Origin of the sequence: Streptomyces sp. TBY4 (genome assembly GCF_024213195.1) — a bacterium.
Classification (GTDB): domain Bacteria; phylum Actinomycetota; class Actinomycetes; order Streptomycetales; family Streptomycetaceae; genus Streptomyces.
This window is the reverse complement of the sequence record NZ_JANAVF010000003.1, coordinates 556,595-579,853: the sequence shown is the minus strand read 5'-3', so window position 1 is coordinate 579,853 and position 23,259 is coordinate 556,595. Positions and strand designations below refer to the sequence as shown.

The 23,259-nt window shown below is 71.4% G+C and carries 19 protein-coding genes; 4 read left to right on the top strand and 15 right to left on the bottom strand.

All coding sequences use genetic code 11. The features are described from left to right. Positions 1-63: 63 nt before the first annotated feature. The 9 genes from NLX94_RS10635 to NLX94_RS10595 all read right to left on the bottom strand — a co-directional run bounded on the left by NLX94_RS10635 (position 64) and on the right by NLX94_RS10595 (position 13,212). A complete protein-coding gene (locus NLX94_RS10635) occupies positions 64-3,156 on the bottom strand; it encodes a hypothetical protein (RefSeq protein ID WP_254382382.1) in 3,093 nt (1,030 codons plus the stop codon). A gap of 229 nt (positions 3,157-3,385) precedes the next feature. Further along, positions 3,386-6,427 carry a hypothetical protein gene (locus tag NLX94_RS10630; RefSeq protein ID WP_254382381.1) on the bottom strand — a complete coding sequence of 1,014 codons (3,042 nt, stop codon included), beginning with the start codon at positions 6,425-6,427 and terminating at the stop codon, positions 3,386-3,388. Positions 6,428-6,667: 240 nt separating this feature from the next. Further along, positions 6,668-7,690 (bottom strand): class II fructose-bisphosphate aldolase, encoded by a 1,023-nt coding sequence (gene fbaA, locus NLX94_RS10625; RefSeq protein WP_254382380.1) that lies wholly within the window; start codon positions 7,688-7,690, stop codon positions 6,668-6,670. Between the two features lie 254 nt (positions 7,691-7,944). Continuing rightward, the gene (gene pyrE / locus NLX94_RS10620) at positions 7,945-8,484 is read right to left on the bottom strand and encodes an orotate phosphoribosyltransferase (protein ID WP_254382379.1); all 540 of its coding nucleotides are present in this window, start codon (positions 8,482-8,484) and stop codon (positions 7,945-7,947) included. Between the two features lie 21 nt (positions 8,485-8,505). Continuing rightward, on the bottom strand, positions 8,506-9,294 hold the full coding sequence (locus NLX94_RS10615) for an aldose 1-epimerase (RefSeq protein WP_254382378.1): 789 nt from the start codon (positions 9,292-9,294) through the stop codon (positions 8,506-8,508). A 75-nt stretch (positions 9,295-9,369) separates the two neighbouring features. Continuing rightward, on the bottom strand, positions 9,370-10,221 hold the full coding sequence (locus NLX94_RS10610) for a CoxG family protein (RefSeq protein ID WP_254382377.1): 852 nt from the start codon (positions 10,219-10,221) through the stop codon (positions 9,370-9,372). Between the two features lie 44 nt (positions 10,222-10,265). Beyond that, a complete protein-coding gene (locus NLX94_RS10605) occupies positions 10,266-11,939 on the bottom strand; it encodes a polyamine aminopropyltransferase (RefSeq protein WP_254382376.1) in 1,674 nt (557 codons plus the stop codon). Between the two features lie 112 nt (positions 11,940-12,051). After that, complete coding sequence (locus tag NLX94_RS10600) at positions 12,052-12,627, bottom strand: DUF2617 family protein (RefSeq protein WP_254382375.1); 576 nt, start codon at positions 12,625-12,627, stop codon at positions 12,052-12,054. A gap of 369 nt (positions 12,628-12,996) precedes the next feature. After that, on the bottom strand, positions 12,997-13,212 hold the full coding sequence (locus tag NLX94_RS10595) for a hypothetical protein (protein ID WP_254382374.1): 216 nt from the start codon (positions 13,210-13,212) through the stop codon (positions 12,997-12,999). Positions 13,213-13,340: 128 nt separating this feature from the next. Between NLX94_RS10595 and NLX94_RS10590 the strand changes: the two genes are divergently transcribed. Continuing rightward, a complete protein-coding gene (locus NLX94_RS10590; protein ID WP_254382373.1) occupies positions 13,341-14,525 on the top strand; it encodes a pyridoxal phosphate-dependent aminotransferase in 1,185 nt (394 codons plus the stop codon). Positions 14,526-14,624: 99 nt separating this feature from the next. Then, positions 14,625-15,824 carry a mannosyltransferase family protein gene (locus tag NLX94_RS10585; protein WP_254382372.1) on the top strand — a complete coding sequence of 400 codons (1,200 nt, stop codon included), beginning with the start codon at positions 14,625-14,627 and terminating at the stop codon, positions 15,822-15,824. A gap of 13 nt (positions 15,825-15,837) precedes the next feature. Here NLX94_RS10585 and NLX94_RS10580 read toward each other — a convergent pair whose 3' ends face one another. Together NLX94_RS10580 and clpB are read right to left on the bottom strand one after the other, a co-directional pair. Beyond that, complete coding sequence (locus NLX94_RS10580; RefSeq protein ID WP_254382371.1) at positions 15,838-16,386, bottom strand: YbjN domain-containing protein; 549 nt, start codon at positions 16,384-16,386, stop codon at positions 15,838-15,840. Positions 16,387-16,560: 174 nt separating this feature from the next. Beyond that, positions 16,561-19,146: an ATP-dependent chaperone ClpB gene (gene clpB, locus NLX94_RS10575; RefSeq protein ID WP_254382370.1), complete on the bottom strand. Its 2,586-nt coding sequence runs from the start codon at positions 19,144-19,146 to the stop codon at positions 16,561-16,563. A 99-nt stretch (positions 19,147-19,245) separates the two neighbouring features. Between clpB and NLX94_RS10570 the strand changes: the two genes are divergently transcribed. Then, positions 19,246-19,692 carry a pyridoxamine 5'-phosphate oxidase family protein gene (locus tag NLX94_RS10570; RefSeq protein WP_254382369.1) on the top strand — a complete coding sequence of 149 codons (447 nt, stop codon included), beginning with the start codon at positions 19,246-19,248 and terminating at the stop codon, positions 19,690-19,692. Between the two features lie 138 nt (positions 19,693-19,830). Here the strand turns inward: NLX94_RS10570 and NLX94_RS10565 are convergent, their stop codons facing one another. Both NLX94_RS10565 and NLX94_RS10560 read right to left on the bottom strand, forming a co-directional pair. Then, a complete protein-coding gene (locus NLX94_RS10565; RefSeq protein ID WP_254382368.1) occupies positions 19,831-20,142 on the bottom strand; it encodes a (2Fe-2S)-binding protein in 312 nt (103 codons plus the stop codon). Continuing rightward, entirely contained in the window at positions 20,142-20,339 is a 198-nt protein-coding gene (locus NLX94_RS10560; RefSeq protein ID WP_254382367.1) for a hypothetical protein, read from the bottom strand. The genes NLX94_RS10565 and NLX94_RS10560 overlap by 1 nt, the downstream gene beginning before the upstream one ends. Before the next feature lie 85 nt (positions 20,340-20,424). On the opposite strand from NLX94_RS10560, the gene NLX94_RS10555 reads away from it, so the two are divergent. Further along, complete coding sequence (locus NLX94_RS10555) at positions 20,425-21,468, top strand: helix-turn-helix transcriptional regulator (RefSeq protein WP_254382366.1); 1,044 nt, start codon at positions 20,425-20,427, stop codon at positions 21,466-21,468. A 128-nt stretch (positions 21,469-21,596) separates the two neighbouring features. Here the strand turns inward: NLX94_RS10555 and NLX94_RS10550 are convergent, their stop codons facing one another. Together NLX94_RS10550 and dnaJ are read right to left on the bottom strand one after the other, a co-directional pair. Next, positions 21,597-22,049, bottom strand: coding sequence for a heat shock protein transcriptional repressor HspR (locus NLX94_RS10550; RefSeq protein ID WP_254382365.1), 453 nt, complete (start codon positions 22,047-22,049; stop codon positions 21,597-21,599). A 1-nt stretch (position 22,050) separates the two neighbouring features. Continuing rightward, the gene (dnaJ, locus tag NLX94_RS10545; protein WP_254382364.1) at positions 22,051-23,235 is read right to left on the bottom strand and encodes a molecular chaperone DnaJ; all 1,185 of its coding nucleotides are present in this window, start codon (positions 23,233-23,235) and stop codon (positions 22,051-22,053) included. Positions 23,236-23,259 lie beyond the last annotated feature (24 nt).

Sequence of the window (23,259 nt, the reverse complement as noted above, 5' to 3'; positions counted from 1 at the left end):
GCACGAAAACGCCCGGCCGGGGAAACCCGGCCGGGCGTTCTGCCTACGTGAACCGCCCCGCGATCAGTACAGGGACTTGTACATGTTCCAGCCACCGCCGATGTCCACGGCACTGCTCAGGGTCCCGTCGGGCTTGCCGTCGTAACGCCACAGCCTGCCCGCCTTGTCCCTGGCCACCAGCTCACCCGGGTAGTCGCCGTGCAGGTCCGGCACGCCCACGATCGCCGTGTAGGTGTTCCAGCCGCCCGTGCCGATCATGACGCGCGGCGCCCACTTGCCGCCGCCCAACGCGTCGTAGCGGAACAGCTTGCCCGAGGGGTCCCGCGCGATCAGCGCGGTGCGTCCCTCCTTCGTGCCCATGGTGTGGCCGCCGACCAGCAGGTAGCCCCTGAAGCCGGTGCTCACCCGGACCCGGGACTTGAACTTCCCCTCCTTGCCGTAGCTCTCGTACAGGAACAGATCGCCGTCAGGGGTCTTGGCCAGCAGGTCGGGACGCGAGTCACCGATCAGGTTCCCGGGCGAGACGATCTGGTCGTACATGTTCCAGCCGCCGCCCACGACCTTGTACGGGTTCTTCGGCGTCAGCACACCGGTGCAGCCGGGCAGGTAGACCCGGAGCTCACCCGACGGGTGGCGGACCACCACGTCCGAGCACCCGTCGTAGTCCACGTCGGCGATCGGCACGGCGGCCGTGACCGCGTTCGCACCGGTCCAGCCGTTGCCGGAGACCGGAGCCTCGAAGGTGCCCTTGCCGGCTGCCGAGCCCGGCCGGACGTCCGCCCGGCCCTCGGGCGTGAAGGCCAGCAGATCGCCGTGGTAGTCCCCGGCGAGGTCACGCACCCAATTCTTGACGCCCGCCGACGCCTTGCCGCTGACCGAGAGCGGAGCACCCGCGCCATCGGCGGGTACGGCCGTCAGCTTCCACTCGTAGGTGCCGAGGATGACGGGCTTGCCCGTCGACGGGTCGATGCCGTCCCACTGCGCACCGATCGAGTAGCGGGCTTCCTTGCCCGTGATGGTCTTCACCACGCGCCCGGTCAGCTTGTGGGTGAAGGTGAGCTTCCAGGACGACGCGGGCTTCGACAGCAGCCACCGGCCGGCCCAGGACCCCTGCTGGGTCCGGATGTTCTGGGCGCCGAAACCCTCGGGCGCGTACATCGGGGAGGCCGGTACGCCCGACTTCACGATCTGGATGTTCTTCCCGGCGTCGACGTAGGCCAGGGCCCCGCCGAAGCGGTCCACGGTCCAGCCGAAGCCCGGACGCTTGTCCGCAGGACGGCCCACCGGACGGGTGGACGGAGTGCCCCGCAGCGCGGTCACGCTCAGGTTCCCGTCCTTCTCCCACGCCACGTAACCATCGGCCAGCAGGGCCGAGTCGTGTGCCGGCAACGCCGCCACCGGAGCGTTCGCGACCGTGTCGAAGACACCGGCCGCCTTCGTCCCGCACTTCCAGTACAGGTCCTTGCCCACCACCTGGATGTCCGTCAGGTCGCAGTCGGCCACGTCCACGGTCCGCGACGGCGTGCCGCTGACGTTGTGGGGGATCACATTGACCACGCCGTCGGTCGTGCTCTCCACCCACAGCACGCGATCGTCGCCCAGACCGAACGCGGGAGCCGGCCGGCTCCCCTTCTGCGGGGGCACCCTCTGATCCACCCCGGAGTCCGTGATGGAGTGGCGCACGATCTTCAAGCTGCCGTCCGGGTTCTTCACCCGGTAGACCGCATGGCGCCCACGGGCCTGCAGGGTGTCCTTCTGCATCCCCGGCACGGCATACGTGTCCGGCACCGAAGGCTTCCCCGTGGCATCCGGCTTCAAGACCCTGATGGCCGCATCCTCGGCCCTGACGAGGTCGCCCGAGCCGGTCGCGATCCATCCGCTGTCGGTGTTCTTCGCCCCCTCGTCCCGACGGGGGGTCCGGGGGCCCGAGGAGACGGCCCCGGCGCCCACGGTCAACTTCCGCTCCACCAGCTCGACGGAGTCGTCCCCGGCGGTCTCCCGCGAGCTCAGGGTGCCGTGCGCCAGTGCGAGCTGAACCGGCGCCCCGACGTACGGGAAACGGCGCAGTGCGGTCGTGCCCGACGAGCCGTCGGCCGCGGCCCTGAGCGCGTACGCCTCGGTGTCCGTCCCGGTGTCCCGGGAAAGGATCAGGCGGCCGTCCGCCGTCATGTTCGGCCGGGCCGAGGACTTCCGTGCGATGACGCGCTCCGGCCCGCCCGCCAGCGGCCTGGCGATGATGTCGAAGATGTACTGATCGGGACGCTCGGTGCGGGAGATGAAGTCGTCGCACTGCCCGTCGCACGGAGCCGGCGGAGGAACGTCCGCCCCCCGGCGGGACATGATGAGGTCCTTGCCGACCACACCGAGGACGTCGGACTCGCCGCCGATCTTCACACCGCCCAGGACGGCCTGCGGCTTGTCCAGGTCCTTGGCGAGGTCCCAGTACTGCACCTCGTCCGCGTTCGCGCCATCCATACCCTTGGGGTGGACCAGGAAGTGGCCCTCGCCCCAGATGACCTGCTGCTGGTACTCGGGCCAGTTGAGTTCGGGGAACTTCGTGGGGCGTACCGTGCCGTCGGGGCCGATCAGAAAGTTTCCGCCCTTCCCCGGAACCAGCAGGCCGGTCGTTCCGACACGGGAGCCGGCCCACCCCTTGGCGTCGGCGAGGATCTCGCGGCTGGTGGGCGCGCCGTCCTTCACCTCGGTGAAGGACACCTTGCCGTCACTGCCGAGGGAGACGACCGCCTTCCCGACGTACCCGAGGAGCTTGTGTCCGGCAGGGGCACCGGGCCGGACGAACTCCGCCCCCGTCTTCATGTCCCGCACGACCTCGCGGTCCGGGTAGCGGAGCACCAGCGAGTCGGACCCGTCGGCCTCCACGCCGCGGGTGGGACGGGGCTCGATGAGCTTCGGGGCGCCGCCGGCGTAGGGGTTCCAGAAGTAGTCGGACGCGTTACTGGTGACGTAGCCCGTCTCTCCGGCCTTCCAGTAGCCGGCACGCGGGTCCGGTTTCACCTCGGACTTGATGGTGAGTGCGGACGGCAGCGGCGCCTCCGCCGCGAGCGCCGGAACGGCACCCAGCAGCGGGGACACCGACGCGAGAGCCGCCACGACGGCGACGGCTGCGGACAATCGCGTGGCACGCGATGTCGACATTGAGCTGAACAAAAAAGGGTCCCTCCCCCATGCGTCCTCACGGACACGACCATCGACGGAGGGGGCAGACGGAACCAGAGAAATCCGGACACGCAATGGCCGACCCCCCGTCGGTACCCGACGCACATTACCGGGCAATGACCGAAGAAAGGCGACCCGGGTACCGGCACGAAAACGCCCGGCCGGGGAAACCCGGCCGGGCGTTCTGCCTACGTGGACGGCCCCGCGATCAGTGCAGGGACTTGTACATGTTCCAGCCACCGCCGATGTCCACGGCACTGCTCAGGGTGCCGCCGTACTTGCCGTTGTAGCGCCACAGCCTGCCCGCGGAATCCCGGGCCACCAGGTCACCGTAGTTGTCGTTGGTGAAGTCCCCCATGCCCACGATGTGCGTGTACTTGTTCCAGCCGCCCGCGCCGATCATGACGCGGGGCGCCAGCTTGCCGTTGCCCAACGCGGAGTAGCGCCACAGCTTGCCCGAAGGGTCCCGGGCGACGAGCGCACCGGTCATGGTCTTCGCGCCCATCTTGTGACCGCCGACCAGCAGGTAGCCCTTGAAGCCGCCGGTGAGCTTCACCTTGGCCTTGAACTTCCCCTCCGTGCCGTAGGTCTCGTACAGGTACAGGTCACCGGCGGGCGTCTTGGCCAGCAGATCGGGACGCGAGTCGCCGATCATGTCTCCCGGCGAGACGATCTGGTCGTACATGTTCCAGCCGCCGCCCACGACCTTGTACTTGTTCTTCGGCGTCAGCACGCCCGAGCAGCCGGGCAGGTACGCACGGAGCTCACCCGACGGGTGCCGGACCAGCACGTCCGAGCAGTAGTCCCTGTCCACGTCACCGAACGGCACGGCGGCCGTGACCGCGTTCGCACCCGTCCAGCCGGAACCGGACACCGGAGCCTGCAGACCGCCCATGTTCCCGGGCCGGACGTCCGCCCGGCCCTCGGGGGTGAAGGCCAGCAGGTCACCGTCGAAGTTGCCCGCGAGGTCACGCGGTCCGGACTTCGTGTCCCCCTTCGCCGTCCCGCTGACGGTGAGGGGGGCTCCCACACCATCCGCGGGCACGGCCGTCAGCTTCCACTCGTAGGCGCCGTAGCCCACCTTCTTCCCCGTCGACGGGTCGACGGCGTCCCACTTCGCACCGATCGAATAGCGGGCTTCCTTGCCCGTGATGGTCTTCGCCACGTGACCGGTCAGCTTGTGGGTGAAGGTGAGCTTCCAGGACGACGCGGGCTTCGACAGCAGCCACCGGCCGGCCCACGGTGCGGTGGCCCCGAGGGCGATACCGCCGCCACCCTCGACCACGGACATCGGCGCGGCCGGCACACCCGACTTCACGATCTGGATGTTCTTCCCGGCATCGACGTAGGCCAGGGCCCCGCCGAAGCGGTCCACGGTCCAGCCGAAGCCCGGACGCTTGTCCGCAGGACGGCCCACCGGGCGGGTGGACGGAGTGCCCCGCAGCGCGGTGACGCTCAGGTTCCCGTCCTTCTCCCACGCCACGTAACCGTCGGCCAGCAGGGCCGAGTCGTGTGCCGGCAACGCCGCCACCGGAGCGTTCGCGACCGTGTCGAAGACACCGGCAGCCTTCGTCCCGCACTTCCAGTACAGGTCCTTGCCCACCACCTGGACGTCCGTCAGATCGCAGTCCGCCACGTCCACGGTCCGCGACGGCTTGCCCTTGGCCCCACGGGGAAGCACGTTGACCACGCCATCGGTCGTGCTCTCCACCCACAGCATCCCGTCGCCGCCCAGACCGAACGCGGGCGCCGGACGGCTCCCCGTCTGCGGGGGCACGTCCTCCGCTGCGGCGGAGCTGAGGGAGTGCTGCTGGATCTTCAAGCTGCCGTCCGGGTTCTTCACCCGGTAGGCCGCATAGCGTCCGCGGGCCTGAAGGGAGTCCTTCTGGAGGCCGCTGACGGAGTGCCTGGTCTCGCTGCCATACAGACCCGCACTCGCCGGCAGGACAGCCAGGGTGCCGCCCAGGGACCCTTCCTCGGCGCGGACCAGGTCACCCGAGCCGGAGGCGATCCATCCGCCGTCCTTGTCGGATCCCGACGCGTGCCCCCGCTCGGTCCGGGGCCCCGTGGACACCGCTCCGCTGCCCACGGACAGGTCCTGCTGCACCAGGCCCTGGCTGGGCGTGGTGCGCCTGCTCAAGGTGCCGTGGGCCAGCGCGAGCTGGGTCGGCTCCGACTGAGCGGGCGGGATGTCGCGCAGCGTGGGCGTGCTCAGCGTCCCGTCGGCCGCGGCCTGGATCACGTAGACCTCGGGTCCCTTCGCGCCCTCCCGCTTGAGGACCAGGCGGCCGTCCGCCGTCATGTTCGGCACGGCCGAGGACTTCCGCGCGATGAGCCGCTCCGGGCCGCCCGACAGCGGCCGGGCGTAGACATCGAAGATGGTCGCCCCCGCGCGGTAGGAACGGGAGGTATCGCACGACTCACAGTCGTACGGAGGGGCATCCGCCCCCAGGCGGGCGGTGATCAGGTCGTTGCCGACCACACCCAGCAGTTCGTTCTCGTGGCCGATGTTCACCCCGTCGAGGGCGGCGATCGGCTTCTCCACGTCCTTGGTCAGGTCCCAGTAGGTGACCCTGTCGTCCCCGAACTCGCCCCTGGGGTGGACCAGGTACTTGCCCGCACCCCAGGCGACATACTGCTGGTACTCGAACCAGATGGCCATCGGGGCCTTCGTGGGGCGTACCGTGCCGTCGAAGCCGACCAGGGTGACGGCACCCGACCCGGTCAGCAGACCCGCCGCACCGGCCGGGGAGTAGTCCCCTCCGTAGGCGCCGACGGCCTCACGGGTGACCGGCGTGCCGTTCTCCATCTTGGTGACGTAGTACTTGCCGTCGTTCTTCACGGAGATGACCGAGGTCGGCGAAGAGCCCCGGACGGAATGCCCGGCGGGGACTTCGATCTTCGGGATGTCCGCACCCGTCTTCATGTCCCGGTACACCGTGCGGTTGTTCGGATACGTGAGTTGGAACACGTCGGACCCGTACGTGGGAGACACCCACAAGGGGCGCGGCTCGATGGGCTTGGACGGGCCGCCGGCATAGCTTTCCCAGGTCAAGCCGCCCCCGTCAGCGGACCACGCGTAACCGGTCTCGCCGAACTGCCCCGAGGAGTAGTTGGGGCGTGCGTCTGGTTTGATCGTGAGTGCGGACGGCAGCGGTGCCTCCGCCGCGACCGCCGGTACGGCGCCCAGCAGCGGGGACACCGACGCAAGAGCCGCCACGACGGCGACGGCTGCGGACAATCGCGTCACACGCGATGTCGACATAGAACTGAACAAAAGGGTCCCTCCCCCATGTGCCCTCACGGGCACGACCATCGACGGGGGTGGACATGCGTCACCAGAGAAATCCGGACACGAAATGGCCGGCCCCCGCCGTACCCGACGCACATTACCGGCCGGTGGCCCGAGGACGTCGACCCGGGGGACGAACAGCGAAACGCCCGGCCGGGAAACCCGGCCGGGCGTTCTGCGTGTGATCCGCCGGAGCGGTTACTTCAGCTTCGTGCCCGTGGAGCGCAGGTTCGCGCAGGCCTCGGTGACGCGCGCGGCCATGCCGGCCTCGGCGGCCTTGCCCCACGTGCGGGGGTCGTACTTCGACTTGGTGCCGACCTCGCCGTCGACCTTCAGGACCGCGTCGTAGTTGCGGAACATGTGGTCCACGACCGGACGGGTGAAGGCGTACTGGGTGTCGGTGTCGAGGTTCATCTTCACGACGCCGTTCTCCAGCGCGGTGGCGATCTCCTCGGCCGTGGAGCCCGAGCCGCCGTGGAAGACGAAGTCGAACGGGGAGGACTTGCCGTACTTCTCGCCGACGCCGGCCTGGAGGTCCTTGAGGAGCTCGGGGCGCAGGACGACGTTGCCCGGCTTGTAGACGCCGTGCACGTTGCCGAAGGAGGCGGCCAGCAGGTAGCGGCCCTTCTCGCCCAGGCCCAGGGCCTCGGCGGTGCGCAGCGCGTCCTCGACGGTGGTGTACAGCTCGTCGTTGATCTCGTGGCTGACGCCGTCCTCCTCGCCACCGGTCGGGGTGATCTCGACCTCGAGGATGATCTTCGCGGCGGCGGCCTTGGCGAGCAGCTCCTGGCCGATGGCCAGGTTGTCGGCCAGGGTCTCGGCGGAGCCGTCCCACATGTGCGACTGGAAGAGCGGGTTCAGACCGCGGGCCACGCGCTCGGCGGAGATCTCCAGGAGCGGGCGGACGTAGCCGTCCAGCTTGTCCTTGGGGCAGTGGTCCGTGTGCAGCGCGACGGTGATGTCGTACTTCGCGGCCACGATGTGCGCGAACTCGGCCAGGGCGGCGGCGCCGGTGACCATGTCCTTGTTGTACTGGCCACCCAGGAACTCCGCACCACCGGTGGAGATCTGGATGATGCCGTCGCTCTCGGCCTCCGCGAAGCCGCGCAGCGCAGCGTGCAGGGTCTGGGTCGAGGTCACGTTGATCGCCGGGTAGGCAAACTTGCCTGCCTTCGCCCGGTCGAGCATCTCGTTGTAGACCTCGGGGGTTGCGATGGGCATCTGTCCGCTCCTTGGATGTGCGGGGAGTGTGCTTATTGCGGGCCCTGACCTGGGGGCGACGTTGCCGTCGTCCCCATCTTTCCAGACTCGCGCCCCCACTCCACCTCCCCGGCGGCACCGCGCGGCCCGATCCGGGTGGAGTGTTTCACGTGAAACACTCCACCGGACCGCAAAGACGCAGGTCAGGGCCTACTTCCGGACTTCCGGGGACCTAAGTCACCAGTTGTGCGGAAGCACGACCCGCCGTCCACGGGTTAGGACAAACCGAGGTCGTCCAGCTGGTAGCCCGTGAGGTAGGGCAGCCCCACGGCCGCAATCGCGTCGGCCGCGCCGCGGTCGACGATCGTCGCGACGGCCACGACCTCGCCGCCGGCCTCGCGGACCGCCTCGACGGCGGTCAGCGGGGAGCCGCCGGTGGTCGAGGTGTCCTCGACCACCAGGCAGCGCTTGCCCTTCACGTCGGTGCCCTCGATGCGGCGCTGCATGCCGTGCGCCTTCTGCGCCTTGCGGACGACGAAGGCGTCCAGGCGCGCGCCGCGCGCGGCGGAGGCGTGCAGCATCGAGGTGGCGACCGGGTCCGCGCCCAGCGTCAGGCCGCCGACGCAGTCGAACTCCAGGTCGGCGGTGAGGTCGAGCATGACCTGGCCGACCAGCGGGGCGGCTTCGCCGTCCAGCGTGATCCGGCGGAGGTCGATGTAGTAGTCGGCCTCGCGGCCGGAGGAGAGGATCACCTTGCCGTGCACGACGGCCTTGTCCTTGATCTGCTGCAGAAGCGCATCGCGTACGTCACTCATGGCCCCGAGCTTAATTGGGCACTACCCGAGCCGCCGCCACGTCCACGTCGTGGAGATCTCCAGCGGGTCCACCGGGGTGACCAGCTGCGGGAGGCTGTTCAGGCCGTTCGGCGGGCCCGACTGCGGTTCCACGCAGACGGCCTCGGGCTCCTCGTCGTAGACGACCACCCATTCGGAGCGGCTGGCGACCTTCAGCTCCAGGGCGTCGGGCCAGGTGAGGGTGACGTCCACCCCGTACGGCATGCCGAAGCAGTCGTCCCAGGGGCCGGGCTTGGGATCGATGCGGTTGCCGGTGGGCAGGTGGTCGGCTCCGCGCTCCTCCTGCCAGGCGGCCTCGAAGTCGATGCGGACGTCGCCCCCGCCGGCGCCGAGGTTGCGGCGGAACCAGGGGTGCCAGCCGGCCTGCGCCGGGAAGGAGTCCCCATAGGTCTCGATGCCCATCGTCAGGGTCAGCGCGTCCTCGCCGAGCTCGAAGATCTGGGTGACCAGGCCCTCGTAGGGCCACGGGTCGGCGAGCGGGTACGTGAAGGCGGCCTCGGTGCCGGTGGCCCGGGCGCGGTGCCAGGCGGCGTCGCGGCCGAAGCCGTGGATGGCGTGCGGCGGGTGGTTGAGCGGCAGCTGGTGCAGGGTCGCGCCGTCCTGGAACTGCCCGTCCCTGGTCCGGCCGCACCACGGGACCATCGGGAAGGACCCGTAGTGGTCCCCCTGCCGCAGCAGCTCCGTCCCGTCGATGCGCAGACTGCTGATCCGGCAGCCGTTCTCCTGGTCGATGGTCACCTCGGCGCCGCCGGCGCGCAGTTGCGTACTCATGCCATGACCTTAGTCAGCCCGGCGGGATGATCAGGTCCGCACGCGGAAGCGGGCGGGTCCCGCGGGGCCCCGGGGTCAGCGGCGGCGGCGCAGGGCGCGGCCCAGGAGCACCGCCGAGGCCACGGCCACGGCGGCCGCCGGGGCGATCCAGCGCAGGCCCGCGCCCGCGGAGGCGGAGGCGGGGGCCGGGACGGGGGCGTAGCGGCCGCGCGGGGGCGCGTGGTCGACCTCCTCCGCGCTGCGGCCGATCATCGTGCGGCGGGCGTGCGCGGCCTCGGCCGGCGGGCGCGGGGGGCCACCGAGGTCCCCGAGGTCGGCCATGCCCTCGAAGGTGCCCTCCAGGAAGGGGTCCAGGGACGGCGGCGGCACCTCGGTGTCGAACACGGACGCGCTGACCTCGGTGAACCCCGGGCCGGGGTCCTCCTCCCGGTCCGGGTCCACGTCGAAGGCCCCGACCCCATCCGCGTCCACATCGGCGTCCGCCTCGACGACGGGGGCCTCCGCGAGGGCCCCGAGGTGCCCGGCGGCCCGGTCCAGGAGGCGGTGCGCGGCCGTGGCGGCGGCCTCGGGGGCGAAGGCGGCGGCGCGGCCGTCGGCGGCGGACTCGGCGGTGAACTCCAGCCGGGTGCCGCCGTCCGCCTCGGCGAGGCGCAGCGCGAGGGTGAGCTTCACGGTCCCGCTCCCGCGCACCTCGGTGCCCTCGCCCGCGAGGGTGAAGCGGTCGGGGTCCTGCTCGGTGACGGAGAGGGCGCCGCGGTAGGTGACGGTGTGCCCGCCGACCCGCACCCTCAGCCGGCCGGACAGCGGCCCGGCCTCGGTGTCGGCGTCCTGCTGGAGCCCCGGCACGCACCGCGCCAGCCGGGCGGGGTCGCGCAGCACGGCGCGGACGTCGGCGGAGGGGACCGGTACGAACACCTGATGCTCCATGCGAACGAGCCTACCGACGCGGCCGCCCGGCCACGAGTACCCGGCTACGAGTACCTCGGGTGCGGCAGCGTCGAAGGCGGCAGCCCCGCCACCCGGGTGCGCTCCGCGTCCCGGGCCGCGTCGGCCAGGGACTGCGTGGACAGGGAGCGCAGGGCGGGCGTGTCCCGGTCCACCCGCAGCCGGGGCACGCCCTCGCGGGCCGCCAGGACGAAGCCCCAGTCCTGCGGGAGCTGCGCGGCGGAGCCGGAGGCCGCGCCGAGCGCCCGGTCGGGGCCGGCGGCGAAGCCCGAGAGGCGGCCGCCCGCGCTGTAGGGGGCGGTGCTCAGGCCGGCCGCGCGCAGGGTGGCCTCGACGGTCCAGTAGGTACGGGGCCTGGTGCCGGGCGGTCCCGCGTGGACGGCGAGCCGCCCGCCGGGGCGCAGGGCCCGCGCCGCCAGCCCGTAGAACTCCTGCGAGTACAGCTTCGTGCTGGGGGTGATCCCGGGGTCGGGCAGGTCGGAGACGATGACGTCGAAGCGGCCCCGGGAGGCGGGTGCGCGCAGCCAGCGGAAGGCGTCCTCGGTGACGACCCCGAGGCGCGGGTCCTCGTACGCCCGGCCGTTCAGCGCGGAGAGCATCGGGTCGGTCCGGGCGAGCCGCACGACCCCGGGGTCGAGCTCGACGACGGTGACGGAGGCGACGTCGCGGTAGCGCAGCACCTCGCGGGCGGCGAGCCCGTCGCCGCCGCCGAGGACCAGGACGCGGGTGTGCGGGCCGGTCATCGCGGGGTGCACGAGGGCCTCGTGGTAGCGGTACTCGTCGTAGCCGCTGACCCGCAGGCGGCCGTCGAGGAAGAGGTCGAGGGAGCGCGGGGAGCCGGTCGGGGGGCCGGTGAGGACGAGTTCCTGCACTCCGGTCTGGACGGCGACGCGGACCTCGCCGCCGTAGACGGCGCGGCGGGCCATGCGTTCGAAGTCGTCGGCGAGGACGGTGGCGCCGCCGAGGACGGTGAGGACGGTGACGTTGACGGCGACGAGCAGCCAGCGGGCGCGCCGGCTCAGGTCCTGGCGGAACAGCCACAGGACGAGGCCGCCGCCGGCGACCACGTTGACGGTGCCGGTGAGCATGGCGCCGGTGAGCTGTCCGAGGACGGGCAGCAGCAGGAAGGGGAAGGCGAGGCCGCCGACGAGGGCGCCGACGTAGTCCGCGGCGAACAGGTCGGCGACGGCGCCGCCCGCGTCCTGTCTGCGGATCCGCTGGATGAGGACCATCAGGAGCGGGATCTCGGCGCCGATGAGGACGCCGATGGCGAAGGAGAAGGCGACGAGCGCGGGCCGGGACTCCCCCAGCCAGGCGAAGCTGGCGTAGAGCGCTATGGCGGAGAGCCCGCCGAGCAGGGCGAGGCCCGCTTCCACGAGGGCGAAGCCGAAGGCGGGGCGGGTGCGCAGGGCCTTGGCGAGCAGGGATCCGACGCCCATGGCGAAGACCATGACGGACAGCACGACCGAGGCCTGGGTGACGGAGTCGCCGATGAGGTACGAGCCGAGGGCGAGCAGCTCCAGCTCGTATACGAGCCCGCAGGCGGCGCAGACGAACACGGTGGCCAGGACGAGGAGCCGGCCGGTCCTGGGCCGTACGGGCAGGGCGGCCGGGACGCGGGCCACACCGCGCGGATCCGGAGCCGGGGGGCGGCGCCACCGGGTGCGGAGCACCCCGCGCGGGGCGGAACGGTCGATCATGAAGCGAACCGTACGTCACCGCCTGCTCGCATCCGGTCACCCACATGGGTGTAAGTGGCGCACTGGTTCGGGCAGTTGGCGTAACCGGACGGCAACCGCGCCCGGAGGCGGCCTAGATCAGCACCGGCGCCTCCAGGACCGCCGCGGGGGCGTCCGCCGGCGCCGGCGCCGCGCCCGGTGCGGCCGCCCGGACGCCGACGCGGGTGCGGGTGGCCACCAACTGGCCTTCCTGCGGGTACGCGTGCCAGGTCCGCCACCGCACCTGGCCCTCGTAGCGCTGCGCGAGCATGGCGGTGAAGGCGTGCGGGCTGCCGGGGAAGGTCCCCGCGAGCCCGTTCGGGTGGTCCGCGACCAGCGCGAGCAGCTCCTGCGCCCGTCCGGCGAAGGAGCCGCGCGAGAGGTTCTCGACCCGCGCGGCGAACTCGTACTCCCAGTCGCCGACGCGCTTGGCCACGCCGAGCGGAAGCGGGGTGCTGCTGCCGGGCATGCAGGCGACGGTCTCGGAACAGAGCACGTCGCCCTCCTCCAGGAGCACCTGGTGGGAGGCCCCGAGCAGGCGCAACTCGACTTTGGCACCACCCAGTTCGAGATTCAGTACGGCCAGGGCGGGCAGCCGCTCCCGACCCAGGGCCCAGGCGAGATCGGCGGCACGCGTGTCGGTATAGGTGGTCTGGAGGGTCGTGAGCATGAGTCGGCTCCGCAAACGCGCGAGGGAGATGGGCCGGGGCCCGCCAGCGGTAGTCAACGGGTGGGGGGACACCGGCACGGGTCCACAGGAAGTCCAGGGAGGTCCGAGGACTGGTCTACTCAACCGAGGGAATCATGAAAGGCACGGCACTCACAGCGTTTTTACCCAAGTTGCAGGGGTTTACATCCCCTCGGGGGCTACACAGTTCACGTGTTCAGCAACATGCCGCCCGTACGCCGTAATGCGCGGCCGTGACGTCCGAACAAGAAGACGCCCGACGGAAGTTGTGCCCGGCGGGCGTCTCACGTATGCGGGACGCGGGAGGAAGGTGGTCCTGCGGCGGAAGCCATGGATCCATGCTGCCCCGTGTCAGCTGGAACCGCATCCTCCGCCGCCGCCACCGCAGGACGAGGAGGAGGAGCTGCAGGAGGAGGAACCTCCCGAGTCGCCCCCGATCCACCAGGCCGAGCTGCCGCTGCCGGCGGCACTGCTGCCGCCGCTCCAGCCACCGCGCCGGCCGGCCTTGACCACCATCGCGACGATCACCACGGCCACCACAACGAAGATCGTTATTCCGAGGAACATCCCCCGACCCCTCTCTGACCCCCCGGTTCCCCGGGGTGCGGGATCCCCTTCGTCCCGCGTGCTGGGGGGATGCCCGCGCCGTACACGGCCCAAAGCACACTTGAGCAAGTCCAGAGCTTCCCCGCAGGATGACGCCCATGAGCGATCCCGAACGCACCCACCGCCCCTTCCTCAACCGCAAGCTGGCGGCCTTCGGCACGACGATCTTCGCGGAGATGTCCGCCCTGGCCACCGCCACGGGATCGATCAACCTCGGCCAGGGCTTCCCCGACACCGACGGCCCCGCCGAGATCGCCGAGGCGGCGGCGCGCGCCGTCCGCGACGGCCGCGGCAACCAGTACCCGCCGGGCCCCGGCGTCCCGGAGCTCCGTCAGGCGATCGCCGCCCACCAGCAGCGCTTCTACGGCCTGACCCACGACCCCGACACCGAGGTCCTCGTCACCGCCGGGGCCACGGAGGCCATCGCCGCCTCGCTCCTCGCCCTCCTCGAACCGGGCGACGAGGTCATCGCCCTGGAGCCCTTCTACGACTCCTACGCCGCCTGCATCGCGATGGCCGGAGCCGTCCGCGTACCGCTGACCCTGCGCGCCCCGGACTTCCGCCTCGACGTGGACGCGCTGCGGGCGGCGGTCACCCCGCGCACCCGGCTCCTCCTCCTGAACACCCCGCACAATCCGACGGGCACCGTCCTGACCCCCGCCGAGCTGGCCGCGGTCGCGGAGCTGGCCGTCTCCCGGGACCTCCTCGTCATCACGGACGAGGTGTACGAGCACCTGGTCTTCGAGGGCGCCCACACCCCGCTGGCGAGCCTGCCGGGCATGCGCGAGCGCACCGTCACCATCTCCTCCGCCGGCAAGACCTTCTCCTTCACGGGCTGGAAGGTCGGCTGGGTGACGGGGACGCCGGAGCTGGTCACGGCGGTCCGCTCGGCGAAGCAGTTCCTGACGTACGTCTCCTCGGGCCCGTTCCAGTACGCGATCGCCGAGGCCCTCGCCCTCCCCGACACGTACTACGACTCCTTCCGCGCCGACCTGGCCGCCAAGCGCGCCCGCCTCTCCGACGGCCTCGCCGCGGCCGGCTTCGAGGTGTTCCGCCCACAGGGCACCTACTTCGTCACCACCGACATCACCCCCCTCGGCGAGCGGGACGGCCTGGCCTTCTGCCGGACCCTGCCGGAACGCTGCGGGGTGGTGGCCATCCCGAACCAGGTCTTCTACGACGACAAGGCCGCCGGCGCCACCCACGTCCGCTGGGCCTTCTGCAAGCGAACGGACGTCCTGGAGGAGGCGGTGGAGCGGTTGCGGCGGCTCTGAGGCGGGTGCGGGCCCGCCGGAAGCGGGCCCGGCCTCGTTAGGGTTCCTCTCGTGGCGGCTCCGACCGGGAGCGCCCCAGGGAGTCGGGACGCGGGACGCATGGCGACGGAAACGCTGACGGACGGCGCACGGCCCGACGGGCCCGCCGGTCGGCCCACCAGTCGGCTCACCGGCCGGGGCGACCGGGTCCCCGGCGCCCTCCTCGCGCTCGGGGTGTACGCGGCCGTGCGCGGGGGCGGGGTGCTGGCGGTCGCCGTGGCGGCCTGGTGGAGCGGGCGGAGCCCCCTGCGGGTGCTCGGGGAGTCCTGGGACTCCGTCTGGTACCTGCGGATCGCCGAGCACGGCTACGGGCGGACCCAGATCTATCCCGCCATCGGCTCCGTGCAGAGCGACTCCGCGTTCTTCCCGCTCTACCCCGCCCTGATCCGCTGCGCCTCCGCCGTGCTGCCGGGCCCCGTGACCGTCGCCGCGCTGGCCGTGGCCTGGATCGCCGCGGGCGCGGCCGCCGTGGGGGTGTACCGGGTCGGGACGCACCTGCTCGGGGCCCGCGCCGGGGTGCTGCTCGTCGCGCTGTGGGCCGCGCTGCCGCACGCCCTCATGCTGACCCTCGCCTACACCGAGCCGCTGCTCGCCGCCTTCGCCGCCTGGGCCCTGTACGCCCTGCTGCGCGGCCGCTGGGGGTGGGCGGCGGGGCTCGCCGTGCTCGCGGGGCTGACCCGGCCCACCGGGATCGCGGTCGCCGCCGCGGTGACGGCGGCCGCCGCGTACGAGATCTGGCGGCGGCGGGGCCGCGCGCCCGCGGCGGTGTGGGCCGCCGGGCTGGCCGCTCCCGCGGGCTGGGCCTCGTACGTCCTGCTGGTCGGCGTGCGCCGGGGGGATCCGCTCGGCGGCTACTTCGCCGTCCAGAGCGGCTGGGGCTCGCGCTTCGACTTCGGCGCCGGGGCGCTCGCCTCCGCCCGGCACGCGCTGGGCAGGGCGCACGTGGAGCTCGCCACCCATGTGACGGTGGTGCTGCTGGTGGCCGCGCTGGTGCTCGCCGGACTGCTGGCGGCGGACCGCCGGACCCCGCTGCCGCTGCTGGTGTACACCGGCGTCCTGCTGCTGATGACCTACGGCGGCGCGGGCTTCTTCGAATCGAAGCCGCGCTTCCTGCTGCCCGCGTTCCCGCTGCTGCTGCCGGTGGCGGCCCTCATGGCGAAAGCCCGGCCGCGCACCGCGGTCGTGGTGACCGTGGTGCTGGCCGGGCTCTCGTACGGATACGGGCCGTACCTGCTGCTCGCGTCCGGGGTGGCGCCGTAGGGCGCCGCGGGACCTAGTTGGTCTCGGAGTCGCCGTCGCCGGCCTCGTCGCCCTCGGCGGAGTCGACTTCCTTCTCCAGCCCGAACTGCTCGACGAGCCACTTGTCGAACTCGATCGACGCGCGGACCCAGCTGACCGTGGAGGACACGAAGTGCTCCAGGTTGACGCCGGTGCCGATCAGCATCTGCGCCTCGCCGATCAGGCGGACGGAGCCGTCGTCGTGCGTGTGGCTGTAGACCTTGGGCCACAGCGTGCGGCGGTTCCAGTCGTCGATCGACTCGAGGAGCTGGGGCTTCTCGTCGATCTTGTGCGGGCGGTCGTAGAAGGTCCGCACGGAGAAGACCTGCTGCTCGTCCTCGCCGCGGAACATGAAGTACGTGCGGAAGTCCTCCCACGGCGCCGCGAGGTCACCCTCGTCGTCGACGACGTACTTGAGCTCCATCTGCTCCAGGAGCTGCTTCACGAGGTCCTGGTCGGGGACGACGGGGCCCGCCGGTCCTGTGGCCTGCGGATCGGGCTGCTGCCCTCCGAAGTTCGGAATCGAGGCCGGGTCGATGCTCACCGTGTGACTTCCCTTCGTGCGGATGCGGCCATCCTCCCCCATCGCGCCCCGTCCGTGTCCACCCCGGAGGGCACCGATCCGCGCAGGGCGGACAGGAGTAGGGCCCGGGTAAGCCGGGCCCCGGGGATACGGGGCCCGGCTGGAGCGGGAATGCGCCGGAATACGGCCACTGTCCTACAGGGCCTTGCCCACCAGGAGGTCATCGCCGGCTACGGACACGCGGACGGTGTCGCCGTCGCGGACCTCGCCCGCGAGGATCTCCTTGGCGAGGCGGTCGCCGATGGCCGTCTGGATCAGGCGGCGCAGCGGGCGGGCGCCGTACGCCGGGTCGTTGCCCTTGTCCGCCAGCCAGGCCAGGGCCTCGGGCGTGACGTCCAGGGTCAGGCGGCGTTCCGCGAGACGCTTGGCCAGGCGGCCGATCTGGAGCTCGGCGATGTGGGCCAGCTCGGCCCCGGACAGGGCGGAGAAGACCACCAGGTCGTCGAGGCGGTTGAGGAACTCCGGCTTGAAGGAGGCCCGCACCACGTCCAGGACCCGGGCCTTCTTCTCGTCCACACCTGTGGACGGGTCCATCAAGAACTGCGACCCCAGGTTCGAGGTCAGGATCAGGATGGTGTTGCGGAAGTCCACGGTGCGGCCCTGGCCGTCCGTGAGGCGGCCGTCGTCGAGGACCTGGAGCAGGACGTCGAAGACCTCGGGGTGGGCCTTCTCCACCTCGTCCAGGAGCACCACGGAGTACGGGCGGCGGCGGACGGCCTCCGTCAGCTGGCCGCCCTCCTCGTAGCCCACGTAGCCGGGCGGGGCGCCGACGAGCCGGGCCACGCTGTGCTTCTCGCCGTACTCCGACATGTCGATGCGGATCATGGCCCGCTCGTCGTCGAAGAGGAAGTCCGCGAGGGCCTTGGCCAGCTCCGTCTTGCCCACGCCGGTCGGGCCGAGGAAGAGGAACGAGCCGGTCGGCCGGTCCGGGTCCGCGATGCCCGCGCGGGTGCGGCGCACGGCGTCGGAGACGGCGCGCACGGCCTCGCCCTGGCCGATCAGGCGCCGGCCGAGCTCCTCCTCCATGCGGAGCAGCTTCTGGGTCTCGCCCTCCAGGAGGCGCCCCGCCGGGATGCCCGTCCAGGCGCCGACCACGTCGGCGATGTCGTCGGGGCCGACCTCGTCCTTGACCATCGTGTCGCGGGACACCTCGGCCTCGGCCTCGGTGGCCTCCACGAGCTCGTGCTCCAGGGCCGGGATCTCCCCGTAGAGCAGCTTGGAGGCGGTGTCGAAGTCCCCGTCGCGCTGGGCGCGCTCGGCCTGGCCGCGCAGGTCGTCCAGGCGCTCCTTGAGCTCGCCGACCCGGTTGAGGGACTGCTTCTCCTTCTCCCAGCGGGCGGTGAGGCCGCGCAGGTCCTCCTCCTTGTCCGCGAGGTCCTTGCGGATCTTGTCGAGGCGTTCGCGCGAGGCCGGGTCGGACTCGTTGTTCAGGGCCAGCTCCTCCATGCGCAGGCGGTCGACGGAGCGCTGGAGCTCGTCGATCTCCAGCGGGGAGGAGTCGATCTCCATGCGGAGCCGGGACATGGACTCGTCGACGAGGTCGATGGCCTTGTCCGGGAGGAACCGGGAGGTGATGTACCGGTCGGAGAGGGTGGCCGCGGCGACGAGCGCGCTGTCGTTGATGACGACCTTGTGGTGGGCCTCGTAGCGGCCCTTGAGCCCGCGCAGGATCGCGATGGTGTCCTCGACGCTCGGCTCCGCCACCAGCACCTGCTGGAAGCGCCGCTCCAGCGCCGGGTCCTTCTCGATCCGCTCGCGGTACTCGTCGAGGGTGGTCGCGCCGACCATGCGCAGCTCGCCGCGGGCCAGCATGGGCTTGAGCATGTTGCCCGCGTCCATGGAGGAGTCCCCGCCGGCGCCCGCGCCGACGACCGTGTGCAGCTCGTCGATGAAGGTGATGATCTGGCCGTCGCTGGACTTGATCTCCGCGAGGACGGTCTTGAGCCGCTCCTCGAACTCGCCGCGGTACTTGGCTCCGGCCACCATCGCGCCGAGGTCCAGGGAGACCAGCCGCTTGTTCTTCAGGGACTCGGGGACGTCGCCCTTGACGATGCGCTGGGCCAGGCCCTCGACGACGGCGGTCTTGCCGACGCCGGGCTCGCCGATGAGCACCGGGTTGTTCTTCGTACGGCGCGAGAGCACCTGGACGACGCGGCGGATCTCGTGGTCGCGGCCGATGACCGGGTCGAGCTTGCCCTCGCGGGCGGCCGCCGTGAAGTCGGTGCCGAACTTCTCCAGGGCCTTGTACTGGCCCTCGGGGTCGGGGGTGGTCACCCGCCGCCCTCCTCTTGCGTTCTCGAAGGCGTCGCGCAGCTTCTTCGCGGTCGCGCCCTGGGCGGAAAGGAGCTCGCCGGCCGCGCCGCCCTTGGCGGCGATGGCGATGAGCAGGTGTTCGGTGGAGAGGTACTCGTCGCCGAGCTTCCCGGCCTGCGCGTCGGCCTCCGCCAGTACGGCGAGCAGCTCGCGGCTGGGCTGCGGGGGCGCGACCGTGGAGCCCGTGACGCTGGGCAGGGCGGCGAGCAGCCGGTCCGCTCCGGCGCGTACGGCGGCCTGGTCGGCGTCGGTCGCGGCGAGCAGGTCGGTGATGTTCTCGTTGTCCTCGCCGGCGAGCAGCGCCAGCAGCAGGTGCGCGGGCGTCAGGTCCGCGTGCCCGTCCTTGACGGCCCTGGTGGTGGCCGCGTTCAGCGCGTCCCGGCTCCTGTTGGTCAGCTCGGCATCCACGTGCGCCTTCTCCCTTCCACTACTTCGTGTGCTTTACATGGGTAACCTGCACAAAGTTGAGTCTATTCCACTCAAGGTGGAGGGACGTACCCTTCGCGCATGTCGACTCCCAGCCCGGCCGGCACGGCCCGCCCCTCCCAAGACGTACTCAACCCGACGCCGGAGTTCCTCGCCTTCTGGCGGGAGCGGCACCTCTGCACGCTCACCACGCAGCGCCCCGACGGCAGCCCGCACGTGGTCCCGGTGGGCGTGACCTACGACCCGGAGGCCGGACTGGCACGGGTGATCACCAACAAGGGCAGCAAGAAGGTCCGCAACGTGCTGGCGTCGCAGGGCGGCCCGCAGGGCGGGGCCCGGGTGGCGGTGTGCCAGCTGGAGGGGCGGCGCTGGGCGACCCTGGAGGGCCGCGCGGTGGTCCGTACGGACGAGGCCTCGGTCGCGGAGGCGGTGCGGCGCTACGCGGAGCGGTACGGGCGGATGCCCTCGCCGAATCCGGACCGGGTGGTCGTGGAGATCAGCCTGGACCGGGCCATGGGGCGCGCGTAGCGGGCCGTGGCGTGTTCAACCTTGTCCGGTTCAACCACTGGACACGGACATCACAGCGACGCCATCGTGGTCAGGTCCACGATGGCGTCGCTGTGTGGGGGTAGCACCTGAGCGATCTGCGACGACAGGGGAATCGCTTCAGGCACTGCGGGGGGTGGCGGCGGAGTCGGGCTCGAAAAGTTGGTGATCACGCTGGTCCAGATTGACGAAGACCATGCCGTACCGGATCTCGCAGCGGACAGGCTGCGGCGCGCCCCGGGGACGACGCAGACAACGGTAGGCGCGGACGTCCTCGTCCTCCTCGCGCACCACGATGATGGGCTGGCCGAAGAGGGTGACCTTCAATGAGTCGCCGGCATAGGGAATGGCACTGGTGAGATCGATGAACTGCCAGCCGGAGCGGTACGCGGACGCCATTTCGCGGCGGAATCCGCTGTCGTCGGGGGTCATCAGGCAACCCGCGCAGTGATGGTGTCCCAGCCGAAGTCGTTGCCGACCTTCTTGTCGGCGGGCGAACTCGCACTGACTTCAGCGCTTCCCGTGTCCCCGTTGACGGCGGCGACTGCCCCAAGGATCGCGACGACGGAGAAAACAACGGCAAGCGCCGAGCGAAGCATTCTCTTATACATGGTCGGCTTCGTCCTCACTTGATGGAATCTTCTCCCCCGCACTGACAGACGATGGCTCATTCAGGCACGTCAGTGCCACAGGGACGATGCATCATGTTCTTACATGTTCAGGACCCTGGGGGGTGGAGATTTGCCGCAAAGCACAACGAACCCGACACATCGCCACCCCGTCACGGAGATGTGCGCCGAGGGAACCCGACTCTACGCAGCGGCCCTGAGCGCCGGCCGCGTCGCCCGCGGTGATGTCAGGAACGCCCCCTGCCTGCTCGAATTCGCTCTGCTGCGCCCCGACCCCGACGACGCGAACCAACTCCGCGCGGTTCCACCGTCCGTCGCGCTCGCCCAGCGGCTCCACCCGATCGAACGGGAGATCCAGGACCGCCGGCGCACCGCCGTGGATCTCACCGACGCATTCGAGCCGTTCCTCGCCCTCAGCGCCCAGAGCCCCGCCAACACCCACGCCATCACGGTGCTGGAGGGATTCGACCAGATCAACGCCGCCATCGACCTGGCCACGGCCGAGTGCCACACCGAGGCCCTGACCGTCCAGCCGGGCGGCGCCCGGCCGACCTTCAGTCTCAGCCAGTCCCTTGAACGCGCCTCACCCATGATCGACCGCGGGGTGAAGATCCGTACGCTCTACCAGCACACCGTCCGGCACAGCCAGGGCACGCTCGCCTACGTGGACAGGATCTCCACGGGGAAGGTGGAGATCCGCACGCTCGAGGAACTGATCGAGCGTCTCATGATCTTCGACCGCACGGTGGCTTTCATCCCCGCGAGTCACGATCGGCGGGTCGCCCTGGAGCTGCGGCACCCGGGACTGATCGAGTACCTCATCAAGGTCTTCGAGCAGCTGTGGCGCAGGGCCGTACCGCTGAACGACAAGGTCACCTACACGCACAGCCCGGACGGAATCTCCGGAGTGCAGCGCTCCATCGCCCAGCTCCTCATCGAGGGGCACGTCGACGAGGCCATCGCCCGGCGCCTGGGGATGAACGTGCGCACCTGCCGCGCGCACATCGCGAAGCTGGCCAGCGCCCTCGGCAGCGGCAGCAGGGCCCAGCTGGGCTACCTCATCGCCCAGTCCGGCATCCTGCACGACTCGGGCCCCGGCGACGCCGAGGGGCTCGTGGAGCCGCACTGAGGGCCCCGGAAGCCCGGAAGACCCCGCTGACGGCGGACAGGGCTCCAGACACGCACCGAGGCCCCGCGCGGGCCCTTCGAGAAGGGTCCGCGCGGGGCCTCAGCACATGTCCGACGGCCAGCCGGGGATCAGCCCAGCGGCCGCTTCGGCGCCGGCCGCCACACCACCAGGGCGTTGCCCGGCTGCGGGGGCTGGTACGGGACCAGGTCGCGCCGGTACGAGGCGTGCACCTGGGCCTCGCGCTGCTGGAGGACGGCGGCGGCGCCGTCGACGGCCGTGGAGAGCTCGGCCACGCGCTGCTGGAGCGCGGCGACCTGGTTCTCCAGCTCGATGATCCGCTTGATGCCGGCCAGGTTGATGCCCTCTTCCTGGGACAGCGCCTGCACCGTGCGGAGCAGTTCGATGTCACGGGCCGAGTAGCGCCGGCCGCGCCCGGCCGTACGGCCCGGGGAGACCAGGCCGAGGCGGTCGTACTGGCGCAGGGTCTGCGGATGCAGTCCCGAGAGCTGGGCGGCCACCGAGATCACGTAGACCGGGGTCTCATCGGTGAGCTGGTACTGGCTCCTGCGGCGGCCGTCCATGTCATGCTCCCTTCGCGGACTCGAACAACGCGGAGCGCGGGTCCTCGGACTCCGTCGCCTCGCGGTACAGCTCCATGGCCTCACGGGCCTTGTCGTTCAGCTCGGTCGGCACCGCGACCTCGATCGTCACGAGCAGGTCGCCGCGGGTGCCGTCCTTGCGGACCGCCCCCTTGCCGCGGGCCCGCATCGTGCGGCCGCCGGGGGTGCCCGGGGGCAGCTTCAGCGTCACCGCGGGGCCGTTCAGGGTCGGGACCTTGATGTCGGCTCCGAGCGCCGCCTCCGCGAAGGTCACCGGGACGGTCACCGTGAGGTTGTCGTCCTTGCGGCCGAAGACCGGGTGCGCGTCCACGTGCACGACGACGTACAGGTCACCGGCCGGGCCGCCGCGCTCGCCCGGGGCTCCCTTGCCGCGCAGCCGGATCCGCTGGGAGTCGGAGACCCCCGCCGGGATCCGGACCTGCATGGTCCGGGAACTGCGGGCCCGCCCGCTGCCCTTGCAGATGTCGCACGGGGTCTCGGCGATGAGGCCGCGGCCCTTGCAGTCGGCGCAGGGGTCGGTCAGCGAGAAGCCGCCGCCGCTGCCGCGCGAGACCTGGCCGGTGCCGACGCAGGTCGGGCACACGCGGGGCGTGCCGTTCTTGTCGCCGGTGCCCGAACAGGCCTTGCAGGGCGACTGCGAGGACATCCGGAGCGGGACCGTGGCCCCGTCCACCGCCTCCGTGAAGGAGAGGGTGACCTCCGACTCGATGTCCTGGCCGCGGCGCGGCTGGGTACGGTTCCCCGCACCCGCGCCGGCGCCGCCGCGGTTGAACAGGCCGCCGAAGACGTCGCCCAGACCGCCGCCGCCGAAGCCGCCCGCGCCGCCCTGCTGCTGGCCTCCGAAGAGGTCACCGAGGTCGAAGTTGAACGAGCCGCCGCCCCCGCCGGGACCGGGGCGGAAGCCGCCGTTCCCGAACAGGGCGCGGGCCTCGTCGTACTCCTTGCGCTTCTTGGCGTCCCCGAGGATGTCGTTCGCCTCGGAGATCTCCTTGAAGCGCTCCTCGGCCGAGGCGTCGCCCTTGTTGGCGTCCGGGTGGAACTCGCGGGCGAGCTTCCGGTACGCCTTCTTGATCTCGGCCTCGGTGGCGTCCTTCGGGACACCGAGGACCTTGTAGTAGTCCTTCTCGACGAAGTCCTTCGTGCTCATCCCCGGTGTCCCTCCTCTCGTGCC